The 21,842-nt window shown below is 42.9% G+C and carries 18 protein-coding genes; 1 reads left to right on the top strand and 17 read right to left on the bottom strand.

Translation table 11 applies throughout. The annotated features are described in order from the left end of the window. Positions 1 to 2: 2 nt before the first annotated feature. Genes hemL through hemA form a run of 6 tightly spaced genes read right to left on the bottom strand, consistent with a single transcriptional unit; the run spans position 3 to position 6,261 of the window. The gene (hemL, locus tag ACP7A0_RS06760; RefSeq protein WP_106038030.1) at positions 3 to 1,295 is read right to left on the bottom strand and encodes a glutamate-1-semialdehyde 2,1-aminomutase; all 1,293 of its coding nucleotides are present in this window, start codon (positions 1,293 to 1,295) and stop codon (positions 3 to 5) included. Positions 1,296 to 1,322: 27 nt separating this feature from the next. After that, the gene (gene hemB, locus ACP7A0_RS06755) at positions 1,323 to 2,294 is read right to left on the bottom strand and encodes a porphobilinogen synthase (protein WP_034661673.1); all 972 of its coding nucleotides are present in this window, start codon (positions 2,292 to 2,294) and stop codon (positions 1,323 to 1,325) included. Beyond that, on the bottom strand, positions 2,291 to 3,082 hold the full coding sequence (locus tag ACP7A0_RS06750) for a uroporphyrinogen-III synthase (RefSeq protein WP_034661676.1): 792 nt from the start codon (positions 3,080 to 3,082) through the stop codon (positions 2,291 to 2,293). Before ACP7A0_RS06750 ends, hemB begins: the two co-directional genes overlap by 4 nt. Beyond that, the gene (gene hemC, locus ACP7A0_RS06745; RefSeq protein WP_034661679.1) at positions 3,079 to 4,014 is read right to left on the bottom strand and encodes a hydroxymethylbilane synthase; all 936 of its coding nucleotides are present in this window, start codon (positions 4,012 to 4,014) and stop codon (positions 3,079 to 3,081) included. The genes ACP7A0_RS06750 and hemC overlap by 4 nt, the downstream gene beginning before the upstream one ends. Before the next feature lie 41 nt (positions 4,015 to 4,055). Then, positions 4,056 to 4,886, bottom strand: coding sequence for a cytochrome c biogenesis protein (locus ACP7A0_RS06740; RefSeq protein ID WP_034661681.1), 831 nt, complete (start codon positions 4,884 to 4,886; stop codon positions 4,056 to 4,058). A gap of 7 nt (positions 4,887 to 4,893) precedes the next feature. Continuing rightward, positions 4,894 to 6,261: a glutamyl-tRNA reductase gene (gene hemA / locus ACP7A0_RS06735; RefSeq protein WP_012010780.1), complete on the bottom strand. Its 1,368-nt coding sequence runs from the start codon at positions 6,259 to 6,261 to the stop codon at positions 4,894 to 4,896. Positions 6,262 to 6,503: 242 nt separating this feature from the next. Here hemA and ACP7A0_RS06730 point away from each other — a divergent pair, with 242 nt between their 5' ends. Continuing rightward, the gene (locus tag ACP7A0_RS06730; RefSeq protein WP_034661687.1) at positions 6,504 to 6,989 is read left to right on the top strand and encodes a hypothetical protein; all 486 of its coding nucleotides are present in this window, start codon (positions 6,504 to 6,506) and stop codon (positions 6,987 to 6,989) included. Between the two features lie 45 nt (positions 6,990 to 7,034). On the opposite strand, the gene yihA is transcribed toward ACP7A0_RS06730, so the two are convergent. From yihA to ilvC, 11 genes are all read right to left on the bottom strand, one after another. Next, complete coding sequence (gene yihA, locus ACP7A0_RS06725; RefSeq protein ID WP_034661689.1) at positions 7,035 to 7,622, bottom strand: ribosome biogenesis GTP-binding protein YihA/YsxC; 588 nt, start codon at positions 7,620 to 7,622, stop codon at positions 7,035 to 7,037. Then, positions 7,619 to 9,943, bottom strand: coding sequence for an endopeptidase La (gene lon, locus ACP7A0_RS06720; RefSeq protein WP_095285529.1), 2,325 nt, complete (start codon positions 9,941 to 9,943; stop codon positions 7,619 to 7,621). The genes yihA and lon overlap by 4 nt, the downstream gene beginning before the upstream one ends. Before the next feature lie 171 nt (positions 9,944 to 10,114). Continuing rightward, on the bottom strand, positions 10,115 to 11,776 hold the full coding sequence (gene lonB, locus ACP7A0_RS06715; RefSeq protein ID WP_426004628.1) for an ATP-dependent protease LonB: 1,662 nt from the start codon (positions 11,774 to 11,776) through the stop codon (positions 10,115 to 10,117). A 136-nt stretch (positions 11,777 to 11,912) separates the two neighbouring features. Continuing rightward, complete coding sequence (gene clpX / locus ACP7A0_RS06710; RefSeq protein WP_012010785.1) at positions 11,913 to 13,178, bottom strand: ATP-dependent protease ATP-binding subunit ClpX; 1,266 nt, start codon at positions 13,176 to 13,178, stop codon at positions 11,913 to 11,915. 251 nt (positions 13,179 to 13,429) lie between these two features. Then, positions 13,430 to 14,704: a trigger factor gene (gene tig, locus ACP7A0_RS06705; RefSeq protein ID WP_060596897.1), complete on the bottom strand. Its 1,275-nt coding sequence runs from the start codon at positions 14,702 to 14,704 to the stop codon at positions 13,430 to 13,432. A gap of 239 nt (positions 14,705 to 14,943) precedes the next feature. Then, entirely contained in the window at positions 14,944 to 15,951 is a 1,008-nt protein-coding gene (gene ddcA / locus ACP7A0_RS06700) for a DNA damage checkpoint antagonist DdcA (RefSeq protein ID WP_034661697.1), read from the bottom strand. Between the two features lie 125 nt (positions 15,952 to 16,076). Next, positions 16,077 to 16,676, bottom strand: coding sequence for a 3-isopropylmalate dehydratase small subunit (gene leuD / locus ACP7A0_RS06695; protein WP_095285531.1), 600 nt, complete (start codon positions 16,674 to 16,676; stop codon positions 16,077 to 16,079). 13 nt (positions 16,677 to 16,689) lie between these two features. Next, the gene (leuC, locus tag ACP7A0_RS06690) at positions 16,690 to 18,105 is read right to left on the bottom strand and encodes a 3-isopropylmalate dehydratase large subunit (protein ID WP_034661700.1); all 1,416 of its coding nucleotides are present in this window, start codon (positions 18,103 to 18,105) and stop codon (positions 16,690 to 16,692) included. Positions 18,106 to 18,145: 40 nt separating this feature from the next. After that, positions 18,146 to 19,243, bottom strand: coding sequence for a 3-isopropylmalate dehydrogenase (gene leuB / locus ACP7A0_RS06685; protein ID WP_095285533.1), 1,098 nt, complete (start codon positions 19,241 to 19,243; stop codon positions 18,146 to 18,148). Between the two features lie 18 nt (positions 19,244 to 19,261). After that, on the bottom strand, positions 19,262 to 20,815 hold the full coding sequence (locus tag ACP7A0_RS06680) for a 2-isopropylmalate synthase (protein ID WP_034661703.1): 1,554 nt from the start codon (positions 20,813 to 20,815) through the stop codon (positions 19,262 to 19,264). Continuing rightward, positions 20,802 to 21,830, bottom strand: coding sequence for a ketol-acid reductoisomerase (gene ilvC, locus ACP7A0_RS06675; protein WP_034661704.1), 1,029 nt, complete (start codon positions 21,828 to 21,830; stop codon positions 20,802 to 20,804). The genes ACP7A0_RS06680 and ilvC overlap by 14 nt, the downstream gene beginning before the upstream one ends. Positions 21,831 to 21,842 lie beyond the last annotated feature (12 nt).

Below are 21,842 nucleotides of genomic sequence, written 5' to 3'. Positions count from 1 at the left end.
GTTTATCGACGCAGTTTTTGAAATACCTTTTCCACTGTCTCAATCGTATATTCGATGTCTTCATCTGTATGAGCTGTTGACAGGAACAGTCCTTCGAATTGAGAAGGAGGAAGGAAGATGCCGTGATCCGCCATTTCCTTGTAAAATTCAGCGAATAAAGCGAGATCAGCGGTTTTTGCTTTGTCATAATTGACCACTTCTTCATTTGTAAAGAAGAATCCAATCATCGAACCCGCACGGTTAAACGTTAATGGAATTCCGTGTACTTTCGCCGCTTTTGAAATGCCTTCTTCCAGCCGGTCTCCTTTTCGTCTAAACTCTTCATAAGACTCAGGTGTCAGCTGTTTTAAGGTTTCTAAGCCTGCTGTCATCGCAAGAGGGTTACCAGATAACGTTCCTGCTTGATAAATTGGACCGCTTGGTGCAATTTGTCTCATGATATCCGCTCTTCCGCCATAAGCACCGACCGGGAGACCGCCTCCGATCACTTTACCAAGGCACGTCAGATCAGGTGTGATGCCAAAATAGCCTTGCGCGCAGTGATAATCCACACGGAAGCCAGTCATGACCTCATCAAAAATGAGTAAAGCTCCGTATTGCTCCGTGATGTCTCTCAGCCCTTGTAAGAAACCTTCTTGCGGAGGAACAACCCCCATATTTCCTGCAACCGGCTCGACAATGACACCTGCAATATCGTCTCCAAACTCCTGAAAAGCAACTTGAATGCTCTCTAAATCATTGTACGGCACTGTGATCGTGTTGCTTGCAGTCCCTTCAGGTACACCTGGGCTATCTGGAAGCCCTAGCGTTGCGACACCTGAACCCGCTTTAATGAGCAAAGAATCGCCGTGGCCATGATAGCAGCCTTCAAATTTCACAATTTTATTTCTGCCTGTAAAGCCGCGAGCTAGACGAAGTGCACTCATGGTCGCCTCTGTACCAGAGCTGACCATACGAATGACTTCGATGGAAGGAACTCGCTCTGATACAAGCTTAGCTAATTCATTTTCAACTAACGTGGAAGCACCAAAGCTTGTCCCCTGTTCCGCAACTCGTTGAATACTTTCAACCACACGGTCATTCGTATGCCCTAAAATTAGCGGTCCCCATGATAAGACATAATCGATGTATTCATTTCCATCAATATCATATATCTTGGCGCCTTTGCCTCGTTCCATAAAAATCGGGTCTGTGTTAACTGATTTAAATGCACGCACAGGGCTGTTGACACCACCAGGCATTAAATGCTGTGCTTCTTCAAATGCTTGCTTTGATTTTTCATAGCTACGTCCCATTTCAACGTCCTCCTGTCTATCCGTTCTTTATTCTGAGAGCCATTTGGCTGCATCTTTTGCATGATACGTAATGATAAGCTCTGCTCCTGCACGTTTCATGCTTGTCAGCATTTCAAGAACAAGCTCTTTTTCAGAAATCCAGCCATTTTGAGCAGCGGCTTTGACCATTGCATATTCTCCGCTCACATTGTAAGCAACAACAGGGAGTGTAAATTCATTTTTGACATCACGCATAATATCTAAATAAGAAAGGGATGGTTTGACAATGAGGAAATCAGCCCCCTCTTCTACATCAGACTGCGCTTCTCTGAGTGCCTCTAAACGGTTTGCAGGGTCCATTTGGTATGTTTTACGATCTCCAAACTGCGGTGTGCTATGCGCCGCGTCACGAAACGGGCCGTAAAAAGCACTTGCATATTTCACAGCATATGACATGACAGGTACATGAATAAAGCCAGCTTCATCAAGTGCCTCACGAATGGCCACAACAAATCCATCCATCATATTGGAAGGAGCAATGATATCTGCACCTGCGCGCGCTTGGCTAACAGCTGTTTTCGCTAAAAGCTGAAGAGATTCATCATTTAAAATTTCACCATCTTCAACGATGCCGCAATGTCCATGATCTGTATATTGGCATAAGCAAGTGTCTGCAATGACCACAAGTTCTGGGAAATGCTTTTTGATCTCAAGCGTCGCTCTTTGAACAATGCCATGGTCGTGATACGCCTCACTGCCCACATGGTCTTTATGATCTGGAACACCAAATACAATAATTGATTTGATGCCTAGGTCGACTAGTTCTTGGACTTCTTCTTTTACAAGGTCCACTGAAATGTGATAAACACCCGGCATTGAAGGGACTTCTTTTCGGACATTTTCTCCCTCTACAAAAAAGATCGGATAAATGAAATCAGATGGTCTTAAAAAGGTTTCTCTGACTAATTCTCTCATTCCTGCGCTTGTCCGCAGTCTGCGGTGTCTGTTAAATTTCATCATTGGTTCAACTTCCTTTCAGATAAACGGCACATCAATTCAAGCATTCCGTCTATCGTATAAGTATCTGGGGTTTCAGAAGAAATCCCGTATTGAAGCAGTGCCTCTTTTGTCAGAGGACCGATCGTCACAAAACAGGTGCCAGAAGCAGCCAGCTTCGCTGCATCTGCCTCCATGGCATGCATAAATGAATGGACAGTGGATGAGCTCGTAAATGTAATAAAATCAAATGATTGCTTCGTCATCGCCGTTTTGAGTGCGGCAATACCTTCCTCATCCTTGACGGTTTCATATAAAATCCATTCCTTTACTTCTATGCCAAGCGGAATGAGGGTTTTCTTCACGACATCTCGAGACAGGTGTCCTTTTGCTACAAACACACGCTCTCCTGGACGCACATGGTCAAGTAACGCATCTGCGAGCTCTTCCGCTATGAATCGTTCTGGTACCACATCCACCTTCAAGCCGTGCTGCTCAAGATAGGCAGAGGTTTTCTCACCTACAGCAGCCACTTTCAAATGCGATAAACTCTTATGTAAATGATGGTCCTTTATGTAGCTCAGAAAAAAAGACGCACCATTCACACTCGTGAAAACAAGCCATTGGCTATTTTCTAAGTCCTTTAAAAAGGCCTGCGCTTTTTCTTTTGTGAGCGTAGGCTCAAACCTAATAAGAGAGGTTAAAACAGCATGGCCGTTCAGCTCTTCAATCTTTTGCTGAAACACACCCGCTTGACGTTCATTTCGAGTGACAAGCACCGTCTGTCCGTGAAGCGATTTGCCTATGGTCATTGGGAGGACAGATCCTTTTTCACCTTGTCGATTAAATCCTTTGCTCCCTTATCAGCCATCTGCTTCGCACATGCTGTCCCAATTGCCTCAGGGTCAGTGCCTGATACAGTTTCTCGAATAATCGTGTGTCCGTCAGCAGATGCCACAAGACCCGTCAGTTCAATTTCATCACGCTCATTCATCGTTGCATAGCCAGCGATCGGCACCTGACAGCTGCCATCCATTTGTTTGAGGAAGGCTCTTTCAGCGAGAACCGTTTTCTTCGTATATTCATTCGTAAATTGAGCGAGGAGCTGCAATAGCTCTTCATCATCCCCGCGGCACTCAATCGACAAAGCGCCTTGGCCAACGGCGGGCAGGCAAGTCTCAGGAGATAAAAATTCCGACACAACCTCTTTGCTCCATCCCATTCTGGACAGCCCAGCAGCCGCTAGAATAATGGCATCATATTCTTCATTTTTCAGCTTTTCCAATCTTGTATCAATGTTTCCTCGAATCCATTTAATTTCAAGGTCTGGTCTTTCCTGAAGAAGCTGGGCACTGCGCCGTAAGCTGCTTGTTCCCACAACAGCACCCTTCGGCAGTTCATGAAGACGCAGATGATCCTTCGAAATAAGAGCGTCCCTTACATCTTCACGCTCAGGAATACAGCCAATGACTAAACCTTCAGGAAGAGCAGCCGGCATATCCTTCATACTGTGAACCGCCATATCGATGTCATGATTCAGCATCGCCTGTTCAATTTCTTTGACAAACAGTCCTTTTCCGCCAACCTTTGATAAGGTCACATCTAAAATTTGATCACCCTTTGTCACAATCTCTTTTATTTCAAAAGAATAAGAAGGGTTTAGTTCAGACAGCTTTTGAATAACCCATTTTGTTTGTGTAATTGCAAGCTTACTTCTTCTAGAACCTACTTTAATTGTACGCAATACGTCTTCCTCCCGACAATGCCCTTTAGACTCATCACTATTTATTGAAACCAATGAAAGGTTGATAAGCTACCAAGCAGAAAATAATTGATCATCAGCACAATGAATGAACCGACATTCCACAGTGCCACGATTTTGCCCTGCATATTTCTCACCAATCTGATATATAAGTAAAAGCCGTATAAAAACAGCATAATAAACGAACCAAGCACCTTTGCATCTGTCCAGTACAACGTATCATACGAAATATATGCCCAAATGATGCCAAGAATCAAACTAAGCAAGAGCATTGGCACACCAATAATGTTTAATACGTACGCCATATGATCAAGCTTCGATAAATCTTCAATTCTCAGAAGCCATTTTCCCCATTTTTTCTTTTTCAGCAAACGATATTGAAAGAGATAGAGAAGGGAGAAAGCAAATGAAAGTGAAAAAGCACCGTATGATAAAATCGCCATCGTAATATGAATCACAAGCAGTTCACTCGTCAGCTTCCCCGTTAGTTCTGCTGAGTGGAGATCAGATGGTGTAAAGGTGTGAATCGCCATCATGGAAAAACCGATGACATTTGTAAAAAAGACAATAAATTCAACACGCAATACTTTTGTGAGAACAAGTGAAAGTGTCACAAGCACCCACGTATAAAAATATAAACCCTCTGCTACATTCAACACAGGGAATCGGTCTGTTTCCATCATAATATAGAACATGTAGACTGTTTGCAGCAGCCAGACAATAGAAAGCAACCAGAAAGCCATTTTTCCAGCCTTCCGGTTGTGTTGAAGAAAATCTATGAAATAGAACAAGACACTTAGAGCATAGATCAAGGTCGTCGCTTCGCCTAGTCTCGCTACAATGGATTCCATCATCGCTTAATCACTCACTGGCAACTGTAGCAAAGCCTTGTGCCATATTTGGTTTGAACAGCTGAAATGACCCTTGCTCCACCTGTACAGGCTCCACCTTTTGCTCTTCATCTTCAACCTGTAAATCAAAGATTTCTTTGAAGAGTAAAAGTTTTTCCTCTGCATTCGGCTCCGCGGCAATTTCTTTTGCCTTTAAGATAGGATCTTTCAGCATTTGATTAATAATGCTTTTCGTATGTTTATTTAATAGCTTCATTTCACGGTGTGTGAGGTTCGGAAGCTTTCGTTCAATACTCTGCATCGTATCCGCTTGAATCGTCAGCGCCTTTTCTCTAAGTGCAGAAATGACAGGAACCACACCAAGCGTATTCAGCCATTGCTTAAATTCCACAATTTCTGCTTCAATGAGGAGCTCAACCTGCTCAGCCACCGCACGGCGCTCTTTTAAGTTGGCTGCCACGATGCCCTCAAGGTCATCAATGTCATACAAAAAAGCACCTTCTACTTCAGAAATAGCTGGATCTAAATCACGGGGCACAGCAATATCCACCATAAATAGAGGTCTGCCCTTCCGCTTTTTATTCGCACTTTCGACCATTTCCTTTGTAATGACAAATTGTTTCGCACCAGTGGAGCTAATTAAAATGTCCGCTTCGGATAATGTTTTTTCCAATTGGTTTAAGCTTTTAGGCTCTCCTGAAAAACGACCCGCCAATTCTTTTGCTTTCTCATACGTTCGATTGATGACCGTTACTTGACCAATCCCTTGACCTTGAAGGTTTTGAGCCGCTAGTTCGCCCATTTTACCCGCACCAAGAATCAGGACATGTTTATCAGAAAGACGTCCAAAGATTTTTTTTGCAAGCTCGACAGCTGCATAGCTGACAGACACGGCATTAGACGCAATGTCTGTTTCCGCATGAGAGCGTTTTGCAACGGTGACCGCCTGTTTGAATAAATAATTGAAAACGGTACCAATGGTCTTCTCCTCTTGAGCTACTTTAAAGCTAGAGCGCACTTGACCAAGTATTTGTGTTTCGCCAATCACCATGGAATCAAGTCCACAAGCCACACGGAATAAATGCTCAACCGCTCCATCATTTTCATAGAACTTCAAATAAGGAGAGACATCTTCTTTTTCTAAACCGAACCAATCGGCTAAAAATCTTTTTATATAAAACCGTCCAGTATGAAGCTGATCTACCACTGCGTAGATCTCTGTTCGATTACATGTTGAGATGACGATATTCTCTAGAATGCTTTTTTCTTCTTTAAGCTTGGACATCGCTGTTCCGAGCTCGCTCGGTTCAAAGCTCAGCTGTTCCCGTATCTCAACAGGGGCTGTTTTATAATCTAAACCCACAACAAGAATATGCATAACTTCAGCTTGCACCCCCAACGCCCTGTCTAATTTATAATAATTACAATATAGAATTTATTATTTATAATGATTATAACATATATTCATTTTTAACTGGATGAAAATTGTGAACAGATTTCAAAAATGTTGTGATATAGTAGAAAAATGTTCGACACTAATTATGCCATATCATCACTTCAAGCAATTTACCAGATTTGGCGCGTGCGGACAAATGATCTGCTTAAAAGAAGGTGACATCTTTGAAGAAGAAATCCATTTTGCTGCCGCTCACTTTGCTGGCTGTAGCGCTATATGCCATTCTCTCAGGAGGTCAATTTGACATTTGGAAGGATCAAGAGAAATGGTATACACTCATACTGCTTTTTGGCCTTGCTTTCTTATATCAAGGAAAGAAGGAGCAAGAAAGCGCTCATGTGTTTATCGGTATGCTTATGACGGGCCTTTCGCTACACTTTATTCTTCAGCCAAAATTAGACCACTGGCCAGACACATTTACGATGATCGTATTCATCGTTGGACTTGCACTCTTTGTGAAATCATCTCAGAAAAAAGAATATCGTATTGAAAGTGTTGTTCTCATTGCACTCGGTCTGTTCCTTTATTTCTTTCAGCAAATTACAAAACAGCTAAGTTCCCTTTCGATCCCTACTTCCGGTTTTGAATTGTACTGGCCTTATGTACTGATTGCTGTCAGTCTCCTCTTATTATTTTTAAAAAGGAAATAACTTATACAATAAAAAGGCATCTGTCCATGACAGATGCCTTTTCTTTTAGCTGTTAATCTTCGCAAGGATGGCATTCCAGGCTTCGTCTTTTCCCTTTTTCGTTTCAGAAGAGAACAGGACTAGTTCATCTGATGGGTCAATGTCGAGTGTCTGTTTGACGACTTTCGCATGTTTTTCCCATTTGCCTTTTGGAATTTTGTCCGCCTTTGTTGCGATGACGATTACGGGAACTCCGTAATATTTCAGGAATTCATACATGTTCACATCATCTACTGATGGCTTATGACGCAGGTCCACAATTTGGACGACTGCTTTTAATTCTTCACGCATTGTAATATACGTTTCGATCATTCTCCCCCAGGCTTCGCGCTCTGTCTTTGATACTTTAGCAAAGCCGTAGCCTGGAACGTCCACAAAATGGAGCATATCATTGATGATGTAGAAATTAAGCGTTTGAGTCTTACCTGGTTTAGAAGACGTACGCGCTAAATTTTTACGATTAATCAATGAGTTGATGAACGAGGACTTCCCAACATTTGATCGTCCAGCAAGAGCGATTTCAGGCAGTCCCCCGCTCGGATACTGCTCTGGTTTTACCGCACTAATGACGATATCTGATTTTGTTACTTTCATCTTCCCTCTCCTACCAACGCTTTCTCAAGCACCTCATCTAAATGTGAGACCGGAATAAAGGTTAGTCCTTCTCTCACACTTTCAGGAATATCATCAATATCCTTCTCGTTGTCCTTTGGAAGAATAATGGTTTTCAGTCCTGCGCGATGTGCGCCTAATGCTTTTTCTTTTAGTCCGCCAATTGGAAGCACTCTTCCTCTTAACGTAATCTCTCCTGTCATACCAACCTCTTTTGACACAGGTCGTCCTGTGAGTGCTGATACAAGAGCCGTCGCAATGGTGATACCAGCTGATGGCCCGTCCTTTGGAACCGCACCCTCTGGAACATGGATATGAATATCATGCTTTTCATTAAAATTAGGATCAATGTTCAGTTCATCTGCTTTCGAACGAATATAACTGAATGCCGCCTGTGCAGATTCTCTCATGACATCACCAAGCTTCCCTGTTAACAAGAGCTTGCCTTTACCCGGTGAGAGTGATACCTCAATCGACAAGGTGTCTCCGCCAACAGTGGTATACGCAAGTCCTGTGACAACCCCCACTTGGTCTGTCGTTTCAGCCTGGCCATAACGGTAAAGTCTTTTTCCGAGAAATTCAGATAAGTTCTTTTCCGTCACCGTGATGCGTTTGCGGTCTTCAGCCACAATCGCTCTTGCCGCTTTACGGCATATTGCCGCAAGCTGACGCTCTAATCCACGAACACCCGCTTCTCTTGTGTAATAGCGAATCGTATCATAAATCGCTGCTTCACGAAGCTGCAAGTTCCCTTTCTTTAATCCGTGCTCCTTTAGCTGCTTCGGCAGAAGGTGATCTTTCACAATTTCTGCTTTTTCAACCTCTGTATACCCTGCAATCGTGATAATCTCCATTCTATCACGAAGTGGACCTGGAATGGTTGCTAAATTGTTGGCAGTGGCAATAAATAGCACCTGAGACAAATCAAATGTTTCTTCAATATAGTGATCGCTAAAGTTATGATTTTGCTCTGGGTCTAAGACTTCGAGCATCGCAGAAGATGGATCGCCTCTAAAATCAGAGGACATCTTATCGATTTCATCTAAAAGGAACACCGGATTCATCGTTCCTGCCTTGCTCATCCCGCGAATGATACGGCCAGGCATCGCACCTACATACGTTCTTCTATGTCCACGAATCTCAGACTCATCACGCACACCGCCAAGGGAGATACGGATAAACTTTCGGTCAAGTGATTTGGCAATAGATTTGGCAAGTGACGTTTTCCCTACCCCAGGAGGCCCTGCTAAGCAAAGAATCGGTCCTTTTAATGAATTGGTCAGCTTCTGTACAGCAAGATATTCAAGCACCCGTTCTTTGACCTTTTCCAGCCCGTGATGCTCATCATCTAAAATTTCACTTGCAAGCTTTAAATCTAGACGATCTTCTGTATAAATGCCCCATGGAAGATTGATCAGCCAATCAATATAATTTCGAATGACAGAGCTCTCAGCAGAGCTTGAAGGAATTTTTTCATAACGGTTCAATTCTTTGAGCGCTGTTTCACGAACAGAATCCGGCATGCTCGACTCTTCGATTTTAGACATTAAAGAACTGACTTCGCCAGTTTTCCCTTCCTTGTCTCCAAGCTCCTTTTGAATGGCTTTCATTTGTTCACGCAAATAATATTCTTTTTGCGTACGTTCCATTGAACGTTTCACGCGCTGCCCGATTTTCTTTTCAATCTCCAGTACTTCTTTTTCATTGTGTATTAAGCTGATGACCCGGTTCAGCCGTTTTTTGACATCCACTGTTTCCAGTACTTCTTGTTTGTCCTTTAATTTGAGCGGCAGGTGAGAAGCGACGATATCTGCCATTCTCCCTGGTTCCTCAATATCCGTCACTGTTGCATATGTTTCAGCTGAGATTTTTTTTGAAATTTTTATGTATTGATCAAAGTGATCTAACAATGTGCGCATGAGTGCTTCTGCTTCTGCGTCCTTTAATTCTTCTTCTGCCAATTCTTTTATGTCGACGGACGTATAGTCCTCCAGCTCTACGTATGATTCGATCTGCGCTCGATTCAAGCCTTCAACGAGTACACGAATCGTTCCATTTGGCAGCTTCAGCATTTGTTTAATTTTTGTGTAGGTGCCGACTTTGAAAATTTCCTCTTCACCTGGTTCATCTATTGAAATTTCCCGCTGTGTTGCTAGAAAAATCATATGATCGTTCATCATCGCCTGTTCTAATGCTTGAACAGACTTCTCGCGTCCAACGTCCAAATGCAAGACCATTGTTGGATAAACAAGTAAACCTCGCAATGGAAGGAGCGGAACATTCTTTTTGATTTCATCTGCCATGTTGATTGACACCTCCGTCACTAGTATGAATCATTATAATATACCTGTTTCAGTCTTGTACAATGTAAAAGACTTGAGAAATGTTGATCTTACCGTAGTATACCCTTTCTTTTTATCATGAAAAAGAAAAAAAGATCTATTTCACTAAAAAATCCCCATATGTGATGGGGATTAAACAGATTTACTTTTCATTTCGTCTTCTAGTCCATCTTTCTTCTCGTCTGGCGGGTTGACCAAACACTGATCCAGCACTTCTTGGAAGTGCTTCACAGGCACAATGGTGACCCCTTCAATCTCTTTTAAGATCGACTGCTGGTTGTCATAAGGAATAATGACAGTTGTGGCACCAGCTTGTTTCGCTGCCTTAATCTTCGGTATCACACCGCCGATCGGCTTCACCTGACCCTGCAATCCGATTTCACCCGTCATGGCTGTTAGATGATCGATCGGGATTTGATGTATGGCTGAGAAGATCGCGGTCGCCATGGCAATCCCAGCAGACGGTCCATCAATAGGGGCACCGCCTGGAAAATTAATATGGATGTCATATTCATTTGTCCGAATGCCTAAATTTCGAAGCACCGTTAATACATTTTCAACTGACCCTTTGGCCATACTTTTTCGTCTAATGGATTTCGACTGATTGCCAATGCTTTCTTCTTCTGCAATGTTTGTAATGTTGATACTGCCTTTTTCAAGCGCCTTACAAATGTTCACTTCAATCTCAAGCAGGGCGCCGCTGTTTGGTCCATAAACGGCCAGTCCATTGACTACCCCCACTTTTGGCTTTTCTGGTACTTTTTGTTCATATCTTGGTGTCAGCTGGCTTGAATGAATGACCCATTCTACATCTTCGATCGTGATGTCTTTTCGGTTTTCCGTGACAGCCATACCAGCGGCAATCTGCACCATGTTGACCGCTTCACGTCCATTTTTCACATAGGATGTTAAAAGGTTCAGCCCTTCATCACTTAATTCCTTTTGAATTTTTTGGACAGCCTTGGCAGCGACGATTTTCAGTTCATGCTGGTCAAGGTCCTTAAAGAAAATTTCGAGACACCTTGACCGGATCGCTGGTGGAATTTCGTCAGGTGTTCTAGTCGTGGCACCAATCAATCGAAAATCAGCCGGAAGCCCATTTTGGAAAATATCATGAATGTGATTGGGGATTTGGGTATTTTCTTCACTGTAGTAGGCACTGTCTAAAAAGACTTTCCGATCTTCAAGCACTTTGAGCATTTTGTTCATTTGGATCGGATGCAGCTCGCCAATTTCATCGATAAACAGAACCCCGCCATGAGCATGTGTGACGGCTCCTTGTTTTGGCTGCGGAATGCCTGCCTGTCCCATTGCTCCAGCCCCTTGGTAAATCGGGTCATGCACAGAACCAATGAGCGGGTCTGCGATGCCTCGTTCATCGAATCTCGCGGTTGTCGCATCGAGCTCTACAAAGACCGCATCTTTTTTAAACGGAGAATCAGCGTGACGCTTCGCTTCTTCCATCACAAGACGGGCAGCGGCTGTTTTACCGACTCCCGGTGGTCCGTAGACGATGACATGCTGAGGGTTCGGCCCGCATAGTGCCGCTTTTAGTGCACGAATGCCGTCTTCCTGCCCTACAATATCTTGAAACCCCTTTGGCCGGACTCTCTCTGATAAAGGTTCACTCAGCTTGATTGACCGCATCTTTCTGAGTGCTTCCATTTCTTTCTTTGACTCTTTGTCTATCGTCACCTTTTGTGTGCGCTGATTTTGCAGTAAGTTCCAAAAGTACAGCCCGATGACGATACCAAAGAACAGCTGTATGAATAATACGATTCCTGTCCAGCTCAATCGGTGCTCCCTCCTTCATCTATCGTATGTATTGGTTTCTGTCTGCTAGTATTTCCTAGAGCTGGACGGAATAAACACAACTTCCACGATAAATAAAAAACTCCTGAATCAAAAAGATTCAGGAGTGAGACTACCCTTATGCAGATGTTTTCGTATCTTTATTGACGACTGTGCCGTCCTTTAACACAAGACGCGGCGACTCGCCATCGGCAACCGTTGCACCAGTGATCACACATTTTTCAATATCATCACGTGATGGAAGGTCAAACATCACATCAAGCATGATGCCTTCAATGATTGAACGTAGACCACGAGCTCCTGTTTTACGCTCAATTGCTTTTTTCGCAATTTCGCTAAGAGCATCTTCTTCAAACTCAAGCTCTACATCATCAAGCTCAAGCATTTTTGTATACTGCTTAACGAGCGCATTTTTAGGCTTCGTCAAGATCTCTACAAGTGCTTTTTCATCTAACGGCTCTAGGCTTGCAATAACCGGTAGACGGCCGATGAATTCCGGGATTAAACCGAAGCGAAGCAAGTCTTCTGGGAGTACTTTTGATAGAAGAACTTCTTTTTCAAGATCTTCGATTTTATTTTCCGCACCGAATCCAATGACTTTTTGACCTAAGCGGCGTTTGATGATTTGCTCAATGCCGTCAAAGGCTCCACCACAAATAAAGAGGATATTTGTTGTATCGATTTGAATGAATTCTTGATGAGGATGCTTACGTCCACCTTGAGGCGGTACACTAGCGACAGTCCCTTCAAGAATTTTCAATAGCGCTTGCTGAACACCTTCCCCAGATACATCACGAGTGATAGAAGGGTTTTCTGATTTTCTTGCTACTTTATCGATTTCATCGATGTAGATAATGCCTTTTTCCGCTTTTTCTACATCATAATCGGCTGCTTGGATCAGCTTTAGTAAAATATTCTCTACGTCTTCACCAACATAACCTGCTTCAGTTAATGATGTTGCATCTGCAATCGCAAATGGCACATTTAAAATACGAGCAAGCGTTTGAGCAAGTAAAGTTTTACCGCTTCCTGTTGGCCCAATCATAGAGATATTACTTTTCGAAAGCTCAACATCATCAATCTTGCTGTTGGAATTGATCCGTTTGTAGTGGTTATACACCGCTACAGCTAAGGATTTCTTCGCATTTTCTTGTCCGATGACATATTCATCAAGAATCTCCCGAATTTCATGAGGCTTCGGAACATCCTTGAATTCAACTTCTTCCTCAGTGCCGAGCTCTTCTTCAACTATTTCCGTGCAAAGCTCGATACATTCATCACATATATATACGCCAGGTCCTGCGACCAGTTTACGCACTTGATCTTGCGTTTTTCCGCAAAACGAGCATTTTAATTGACCTTTTTCCTCGTTGAATTTAAACATTCTTTCACCCCTTATTCTTCTTCACTTGCCTGTAGCTAACAGTCAGCTACCTTTCTGGGTCCAGTATGTATGCATTTTACCATACTTTCCTAAAAGACGGTAATGATGTGTTTCTAACACTGCACATTGAGATATGTATAACAGAAAGATGCGACTTACACTATCGTTTCCAAAAGAAGCGATGATAAGTCAAAAATTGTACAAAACAAGGCACGAGTCACTCGCGCCCTGTTTTATTATTATGCACCATATTAACGGTTTTCTACAAGAAAATCAATTGCTTTGCGAACTTTTAGATCTTCTTTCATTGCGTCAGTAGATCCGATCGCTTGTTTGATATTTTCAATTGGCATGTTGTATGCTTCAGCCATTTTTGAAAGTTCTTCTTCTACTTCTTCATCAGACACTTGTAAGTTTTCTGCAGCAGCAATTGCTTCAAGTGTTAGGTTAGATTTCACGCGTTTAGCAGCATCTTCTTTCATTTGCTCTTTCAGCGCATTTTCATCTTGTCCTGAGAATTGGAAGTAAAGCTCAAGGTTCATTCCTTGCATTTGAAGGCGTTGTTCGAATTCTTTCATCATACGGTCTAGCTCTGTGTCAACCATCGCTTGAGGGATGTCAACTTCCGCATTTTCAGAAGCTTTCTCCACTAGCTCTTCACGAAGTTTACCTTCTGCTTCGTTTTCTTTCGCTTCTTCAAGACGTTTCTTCGTTTTTTCAGTTAGTTCAGCAAGAGTTTCTACTTCTTCATCAGCATCTTTCGCGAACTCATCGTCAAGTGCTGGAAGTTCTTTTGCTTTGATTTCGTGAATTTTCACTTTGAATACAGCTGGTTTACCTGCAAGGTCTTCAGCATGATATTCTTCTGGGAAAGTGACTTCTACGTCTTTTTCAGCGCCTGCTTCAAGACCAACTAACTGCTCTTCGAAACCAGGGATGAATGAACCTGAACCTACTTCAAGAGAGTAGTTCTCAGCTTTTCCGCCTTCGAATGCTTCTCCATCAACGAATCCTTCGAAATCAAGAACAACTGTATCGCCGTTTTCGATTGCGCCTTCTTCTTTGACAACAAGCTCAGCTTGACGGTTTTGCATGCCTTTTAACTCTTCTTGTACATCTTCATCAGTGACAGTTGCGTCGTCTTTTTCTACGTTAAGACCTTTGTAGTCACCAAGTTTCACTTCAGGCTTCACTGTTACTTTTGCAGTGAAGATTAAGCTTTCGCCTTTTTCGATTTTCTCAACATCGATTTCAGGGCGGTCAACTGGCTCGATACCAGCTTCATCGATTGCTTTTGGATATTCAACTGGAAGAAGAATATCTAATGCATCTTGATAAAGAGATTCTACACCAAAACGCTGTTCGAAAAGACCACGTGGTACTTTCCCTTTACGGAATCCAGGGATCGATACTTGCTTGACAACCTTCTTAAACGCATCATCAAGTGCTTTGTTAAATGTTTCAGCATCAACTTCTACAGTTAGGACGCCTTCGTTACCTTCTTGTTTTTCCCATTTTACTGACATGTGTGTTTCCCTCCAAAAATCTATTCAGATTGTGCGTTGTTACATTCTAAAGCATCATAAAGACTTCGTCCAATCAAAAACCACGCACGCCGCTCAAGAAGCGGTATTATGTATACAACATTTGACTTGATTATACATATCGTCTTTCAACCGTTGGAATCTACAACTGCACGATATATGCACAAATACAACCATTATATTATAACATAACAAGTCCGTCTTTCAACTAAATCGACAAATTACAAATAAGAAATTTCTTCAATATCTTTCAGCATTGTGCAAGCTTCTCTCAGCTCTCGTTCATTAAATTCATACAATAGATGCAATTCTTCGAGGTCAATCTCAATCCCGTGCATTTCATAGCCGACTTTATGAAGTGCTGCTGCCCAAAGATTCGGATCTGTGTATTTAGGAAGAAATGGATAAAGCACAAATAAGTGCCGGCGCCATAACTCTTCCACGCCTTGGTAAAGGGTTGGGTTCTCATTGCCGAGTGTGTCATCGAGCTTACGAAGGACTTGCTGAAGCAGCGGCATCTGCTCTGGCTTAACAGCCTCAGAAGGAACAAGCGTTAAAGAATCACCGAATTTCGTCACATGAACCGGCTTTGCCACATCATGATCTGACAGAAGCTGCAGGATTAATGATTTGACCAAAGGGTTTCCATCAGGCTTTTGTAAGATCGTATTTAATAGACCCATGTGTGGTGTGATGTTCCGGTCTTTCAACGAATGGATGAACTGCACCTGCTCTTCTGGCCGCTCAAGCATATCATCTATATTGATTTCACCGGCGCCATCCTCATCTTCATCTAAAATCTTTTCAGGTGATTCGATCATTTTTCTGCTAAATTCGAGCAGCTTGTAAAAATGCTCCGCGCTTTCTGCTGGAAGGTGATTTTCCTCAAGTACTGCCTCAATTGTCTGCTTCACTTCTTCATATTCTTTCAGCTGAATTAAGATCGTCATATACACTTGAAGCACGGTGAAGTAATGACCATATCCCTCATGCAACATCTTTTCACAAACACGCTTTGCATCCTGCAGCTCGCCCAGCTCCAGAAAACAAATCGCCATGCCGAGGTGAATATCGGATTCTTCATCGTCATCATAAGATTTTGCTTCTGAAAACAAGTGAAGCGCCTCTTGATACTGTTTATCTTTTAATGCTGCCATTCCTTTTTCAATCAGTCTTTCTTTCAGACCAGGAAACAAAATGACATTATCTTTCTTCTTGTCATGTTTCATGCTTACGTTCCTTTCGGGCGCATATTTTTTATCAGTTTACCAACGAAGGTTAGTAAACACAAGTAACGAGAGGTTTTCATGCAAAAAAGAAGCCGTCACACCTCGGGCGGACGGCTTCTTGTTGTTTACGCACGCAGCCAGCTGCTGCGCTTTTCTTCAAATGCTTGAATGTCATCTTCTAGTAGTAAAGTTAATGAGATCTCATCATAGCCATTCAGGAGCATTTCTCTCCAGTGAGGATCCACATCAAAAGGAGTGATATTCCCTTCGTGATCTTCTATTTGCTGTTTTTCAAGATCAACCGTCATCTCATACCCTTTGTTCTCATATGACGCAGCGAATGTTTTCCACACATCATAATCAAGACGAATCGGAAGCATCCCATTTTTAAAGCAGTTTTGGTGAAAAATATCTGCGAATGATGGTGCGATGACAATTTTGAAACCATAATCATCAAGTGCCCAAGGGGCATGTTCCCTTGATGATCCGCAGCCAAAGTTTTCTCCTGCGATCAAAATGGATGCTCCTTCATAAATCGGCTGATTCAGTTCGAAATCAGGGTTTGGGCTGCCATCGGCTAAATACCGCCAGTCGAAAAAGGCAAACCGGCCATATCCTGTTCGTTCAATTCTTTTCAAAAATTGCTTCGGAATAATTTGATCTGTATCTACGTTGATACGGTTAAGCACAGCGGCTTTCCCTTTGTGTGTGACTAAAGGCTCCATCTATGACAACTCCTTACACGACTGTTTTCTCTTGATTAAACTTCCTGACATCGACAAATCGGCCATGTATTGCAGCCATTGCAGCCATTGCCGGGCTGACAAGATGCGTTCTCGCACCTTTTCCTTGACGTCCCTCAAAGTTACGGTTTGATGTGGATGCGCAGCGTTCGCCTTCTGGTACCACATCGTTATTCATGCTAAGACACATACTGCAGCCAGATTCTCTCCATTCAAATCCTGCTTCAAGGAAGATTTCATGAAGACCTTCTTCTTCTGCTTGCAATTTGACGCTTTGAGAGCCAGGCACGACAATCGCTCTGACATGATCAGCTACCTTTTGTCCTTCTATCATAGAAGCTGCTTGGCGTAAATCAGTCATTCTTGAGTTTGTACATGAGCCGATAAACACATGCTCAATCGTAATATCTTCAATACGCTGATGCGGATGAACACCCATGTATTCGTACGCACGAATCGCTTCTTTTTGATCATCCTCTTGTGCAAAATCCTCAGGCCCTGGGATCGACGCATCTACAGGCAGCACCATTCCTGGGTTAATTCCCCATGTGACCATTGGTGAAATCTCATTCCCATCTAAAACAATCGTTTTATCATAGGTTGCACCTGGATCTGTTTTAAGTTCTTCCCATTCTTTAATCGCTGCTTCGAAGTCTTCTCCCTGCGGTGCATATTTGCGGCCGCGGCAATATTCAAAGGTGACTTCATCAGGTGCAATCAATCCTGCTCTTGCACCTGCTTCAATCGACATATTACAAACCGTCATGCGTTCATCCATCGTCATGTTTCTGAATACTTCCCCAGTGTATTCAATCACATAACCTGATCCGAACTTCACGCCATGCGCACCAATGACTGCTAAAATGACATCTTTGGCCGTTACCCCTTTTTGCAGCTTTCCGTCTACTCTAATTTCTAATGTTTTCGGACGCTGCTGCCAAAGCGTTTGTGTGGAAAGTACATGTTCAACCTCACTTGTACCGATTCCAAAAGCAAGTGCACCAAACGCGCCATGAGTTGATGTATGACTATCTCCGCAAACGATTGTTTTCCCTGGAAGTGTCAACCCAAGCTCCGGTCCAACAACATGGACGATCCCTTGGTCTACACTGTGAAGGTCAGCTAGACGGACGCCAAATTCAGCACAGTTGCGCTCTAGAGCACTCACTTGTTTTTTAGCAATCTCATCTTTGATCACAAATCGATTCACAGTCGGGATGTTGTGATCCATGGTCGCAAACGTGTTTTGAGGTCTTCTCACCTTGCGCCCTTTTTGTCTTAATCCTTCAAATGCTTGAGGTGATGTCACTTCATGCACCAAATGCAGATCAATATATAAAAGGTCTGGTTTCCCCTCGCCGCTTTTGACAACGTGCTGATCCCATATTTTTTCGATGATTGTTCGAGGCATAACCCTTTTCCTCCCTCTACCTAATTCCACAAGATTCTATTTATACAATTGTTTTCACGCGCTGCTTGAGTGCGTCTACAACTGCATGAGTGATTTCTTCAGTTGTTTGATACGTTCCCTCTTTTGCCGATAAGTCCTTTGTTCGTTTGCCAGAGGCAAGAACAGCTTCCACAGCTTCTTCTATTGCAGCCCCTTCTTCTTCTAATGCAAAGGATGTTCTAAGCAAGCTAGCTGCCGACAAAATGGTTGCTAGAGGGTTTGCGACGTTTTGCCCCGCAATATCGGGTGCTGAACCATGAATCGGCTCATATAAATGGAGGCCAGTGCTTGATAGACTGGCAGATGGCAGCATACCGAGTGACCCAGTAATCATTGAAGCCTCATCACTTAAAATGTCACCAAACATATTCTCTGTCACAATGACATCAAATTGAGCAGGCTTATAAATCAGCTGCATGGCGGCATTATCAACGAGCATGTGCTCATATTCGACGTCTGGATATTGAGAAGCCACTTCTTCTACCGCATCCCGCCATAGTTTACTAGAAGCAAGAACATTCGCTTTATCCACAGACGTTACTTTTTTCCGTCTCGTTAAGGCCATGTCGAATGCTTCTTTTAATACACGGACAATCTCTTCCTTTGTATAAAGAAGCGTATCAACCGCAGCTTCTTTTCCTTCTTCATCCGTGTAACGCTCGCTTGGTTCACCAAAATAGAGACCGCCTGTTAATTCACGAACGATGACAAAATCGACTCCGCTAATGTGATCCTGTTTTAACGGTGACGCCTCGCTTAAGCTATCGAACACTTTGACAGGACGGATGTTTGCAAATAAGTCCAGTTGTTTACGAATAGCGAGCAAGCCTTTTTCCGGACGAAGCTCTGGCGGGTTTTGATCCCATTTTGGTCCGCCGACTGCTCCTAATAAAATCGCATCAGCGCTCTTGCATACATCAACCGTTTCTTTTGGGAGCGGATTGTTTTTTTCATCTATTGCGATACCGCCAATGAGCGCCGTTTCGAATTCGAATTCGTGTTGAAATTGAGCCGCTGTCTCTTTGAGGACAGCGACCGCTGATGTCACTACTTCCGGTCCGATTCCATCGCCGGGCAAAAGTGCAATTTTCTTTTTCATGAGAACCTACCTCCTTTCCTATGAAATCGCGTGATGTTTCTCAATTTCAATGAGATTTGATTTAAAGATTAAATGCCTGTTTACTGCATTGACGTAGGCTTTCGCCGATGCTTCCAGCACATCTTGCGCCACACCGCGTCCAGCTGTTTCTTTTCCTTCTATTGAAACAGTGACATATACTTCCGCTAGTGCATCTCTGCCTTTTCCATTCGATTGAATACGGTAGTCTAGCAAATGAATTCTTTCCTCCATACAACGCTCCAGCGTGTTGTACACAGCTTCTACACTGCCTGCGCCTGTAGCTGCTTCTTGAATGACTTCCTGCGTTTCTTGATTTTTCAGAGAGACCGTTGCTGTTGGCATTTGTTCTGTCCCATAGTGCACTTGAAGACTTTCAAATTCGTAGCCAATTTTTCGGTCTGCTACTTTTTCTTCTAATATAATAGAGATCAAATCATCATCAGTTATTTCTTTTTTCTTCTCCGTCAAGTTCTTGAAGGTTTCGAAGAACTTATTGATTTCTTCTTCCGTTAGTTTAAATCCTAGCGTTTTCATACGATCTTTAAACGCATGTCTTCCGGAGTGTTTTCCAAGGACTAGTACATCTGTTGTCACACCGACAAGCTCTGGAGAAATGATTTCATAGGTTGTTTTTTCTTTGAGGAAACCATCTTGGTGAATACCTGATTCATGTGCAAAAGCGTTGTTGCCAACGACTGCTTTATTGCGCGGTACAATCATTCCTGAGTATTTGCTCACTACATCACTTGTACGCTTAATTTCATTCAATTGAATCGTTGATTCGACCTGGTAGAAGTCTTTTCGAATATGAAGAGCGACTGCAATTTCTTCTAAAGCGGCATTTCCTGCACGTTCTCCAATTCCATTAACAGCCGTTTCAATTTGATTTGCTCCATTTTCAATGGCAGCAAGTGAGTTTGCTACAGCCATTCCTAGATCATCATGACAGTGAGCAGACAAGTTGACGCGGTCGATATTTGGAACGTGTTCCTTCATATATTTAAAGATATTGCCGTACTCTTTTGGCGCTAAGTATCCAACTGTATCTGGCAAGTTAATGACACTTGCCCCAGCGTCAATGACCTTCTCTACAATTTCTGCTAAGAAAGCTAGATCTGTACGACACGCATCTTCTGCGGACCACTGGACAACCGGAAAACGTTCTTTCGCGTATTTCACCATTGAGACAGCCTGTTCTACGACTTCTTCACGTGTTTTCTTTAGTTTATGCTTCAGATGAATATCAGAAGTAGCGATAAAGATATGAATTCTTGGTTCCACTCCATCTTTTAACGCTTCCCATGCAGCATCGATGTCACCTTTCACACATCGTGCAAGACCAGCAACTGAACAGTTTTTGATCGTTCTAGCAATTTCTTGTACGCCTAAGAAATCCCCTCGGGATGAAGCGGGAAAACCCGCTTCAATGATATTAACCCCAAGGCGCTCAAGCTGCTTTGCAATGATTAGCTTTTCTTGTGCATTTAAGTTCACTCCTGGTGATTGCTCTCCATCTCGAAGTGTTGTGTCAAAAAAATTAATTTTCCGCACCGACGCTCACCGCTTCCTTTTTCTTTCCTTGTTTGACGAAAGGCATCATTTCACGAAGCTTTCTTCCGACGATTTCAATTTGGTGCTCATTTTCATTTGCATTGATCGCATTGAAACGTGGACGATTCACTTGGTTTTCAACAATCCATTCTTTTGCAAATGTTCCGTTTTGGATATCAGTCAAGACGGCTTTCATAGATTCTTTTACGTTTGCATCCACAACACGCGGTCCTGATACGAAGTCACCCCATTGTGCTGTATCAGAGATTGAATATCTCATGCCTTCTAATCCTTCTTCATACATAAGGTCAACAATTAATTTCAGTTCATGCAGACACTCGAAGTATGCAAGCTCTGGCTGATAACCAGCTTCTGTTAACGTTTCGAAACCTGCTTTCACTAGTGAAGTAAGACCTCCACAAAGGACCGCTTGCTCACCGAATAGATCCGTTTCTGTTTCTTCTTTAAATGTTGTTTCAAGAACGCCCGCTCTTGCTCCGCCGATCGCTTTTGCATAAGCAAGTGCTTTGTCTTTCGCTTGGCCAGATACATCTTGATAGATGGCAAATAGGGCAGGTACACCAGCGCCTTGCTCATATGTTCTTCTCACAAGATGTCCTGGACCTTTTGGAGCCACAAGATACACATCTACGTCACTTGGAGGAACAATTTGATGAAAGTGAACGTTGAATCCGTGTGCGAAAACAAGTGAGTTGCCTGCTTCTAATTGATCTTTGATTTCTTCGTCATATACTTTCTTTTGCTGCTCATCTGGTAGTAGTACCATGACGACATCTGCTTGTGCTGCCGCTTCTTTTACTGTGAATACTTGATGGCCGTCTTCTTGTGCTTTTGTATAAGATCCGCCTTTTCTCACGCCGACGATCACATCTACGCCGCTTTCTTTTAAGTTCAATGCATGTGCATGACCTTGTGATCCATACCCAATGATAGCAACCTTTTGACCATTTAATACGTTTTCTTGAATATCACCGTTATAATATACTTTTACCATTTGACTCTCTCC

The organism is Bacillus sp. DWP3-1 (assembly GCF_049896565.1).
Lineage (GTDB): Bacteria > Bacillota > Bacilli > Bacillales > Bacillaceae > Bacillus.
This window is presented reverse-complemented; position numbering and strand designations above follow the sequence as displayed.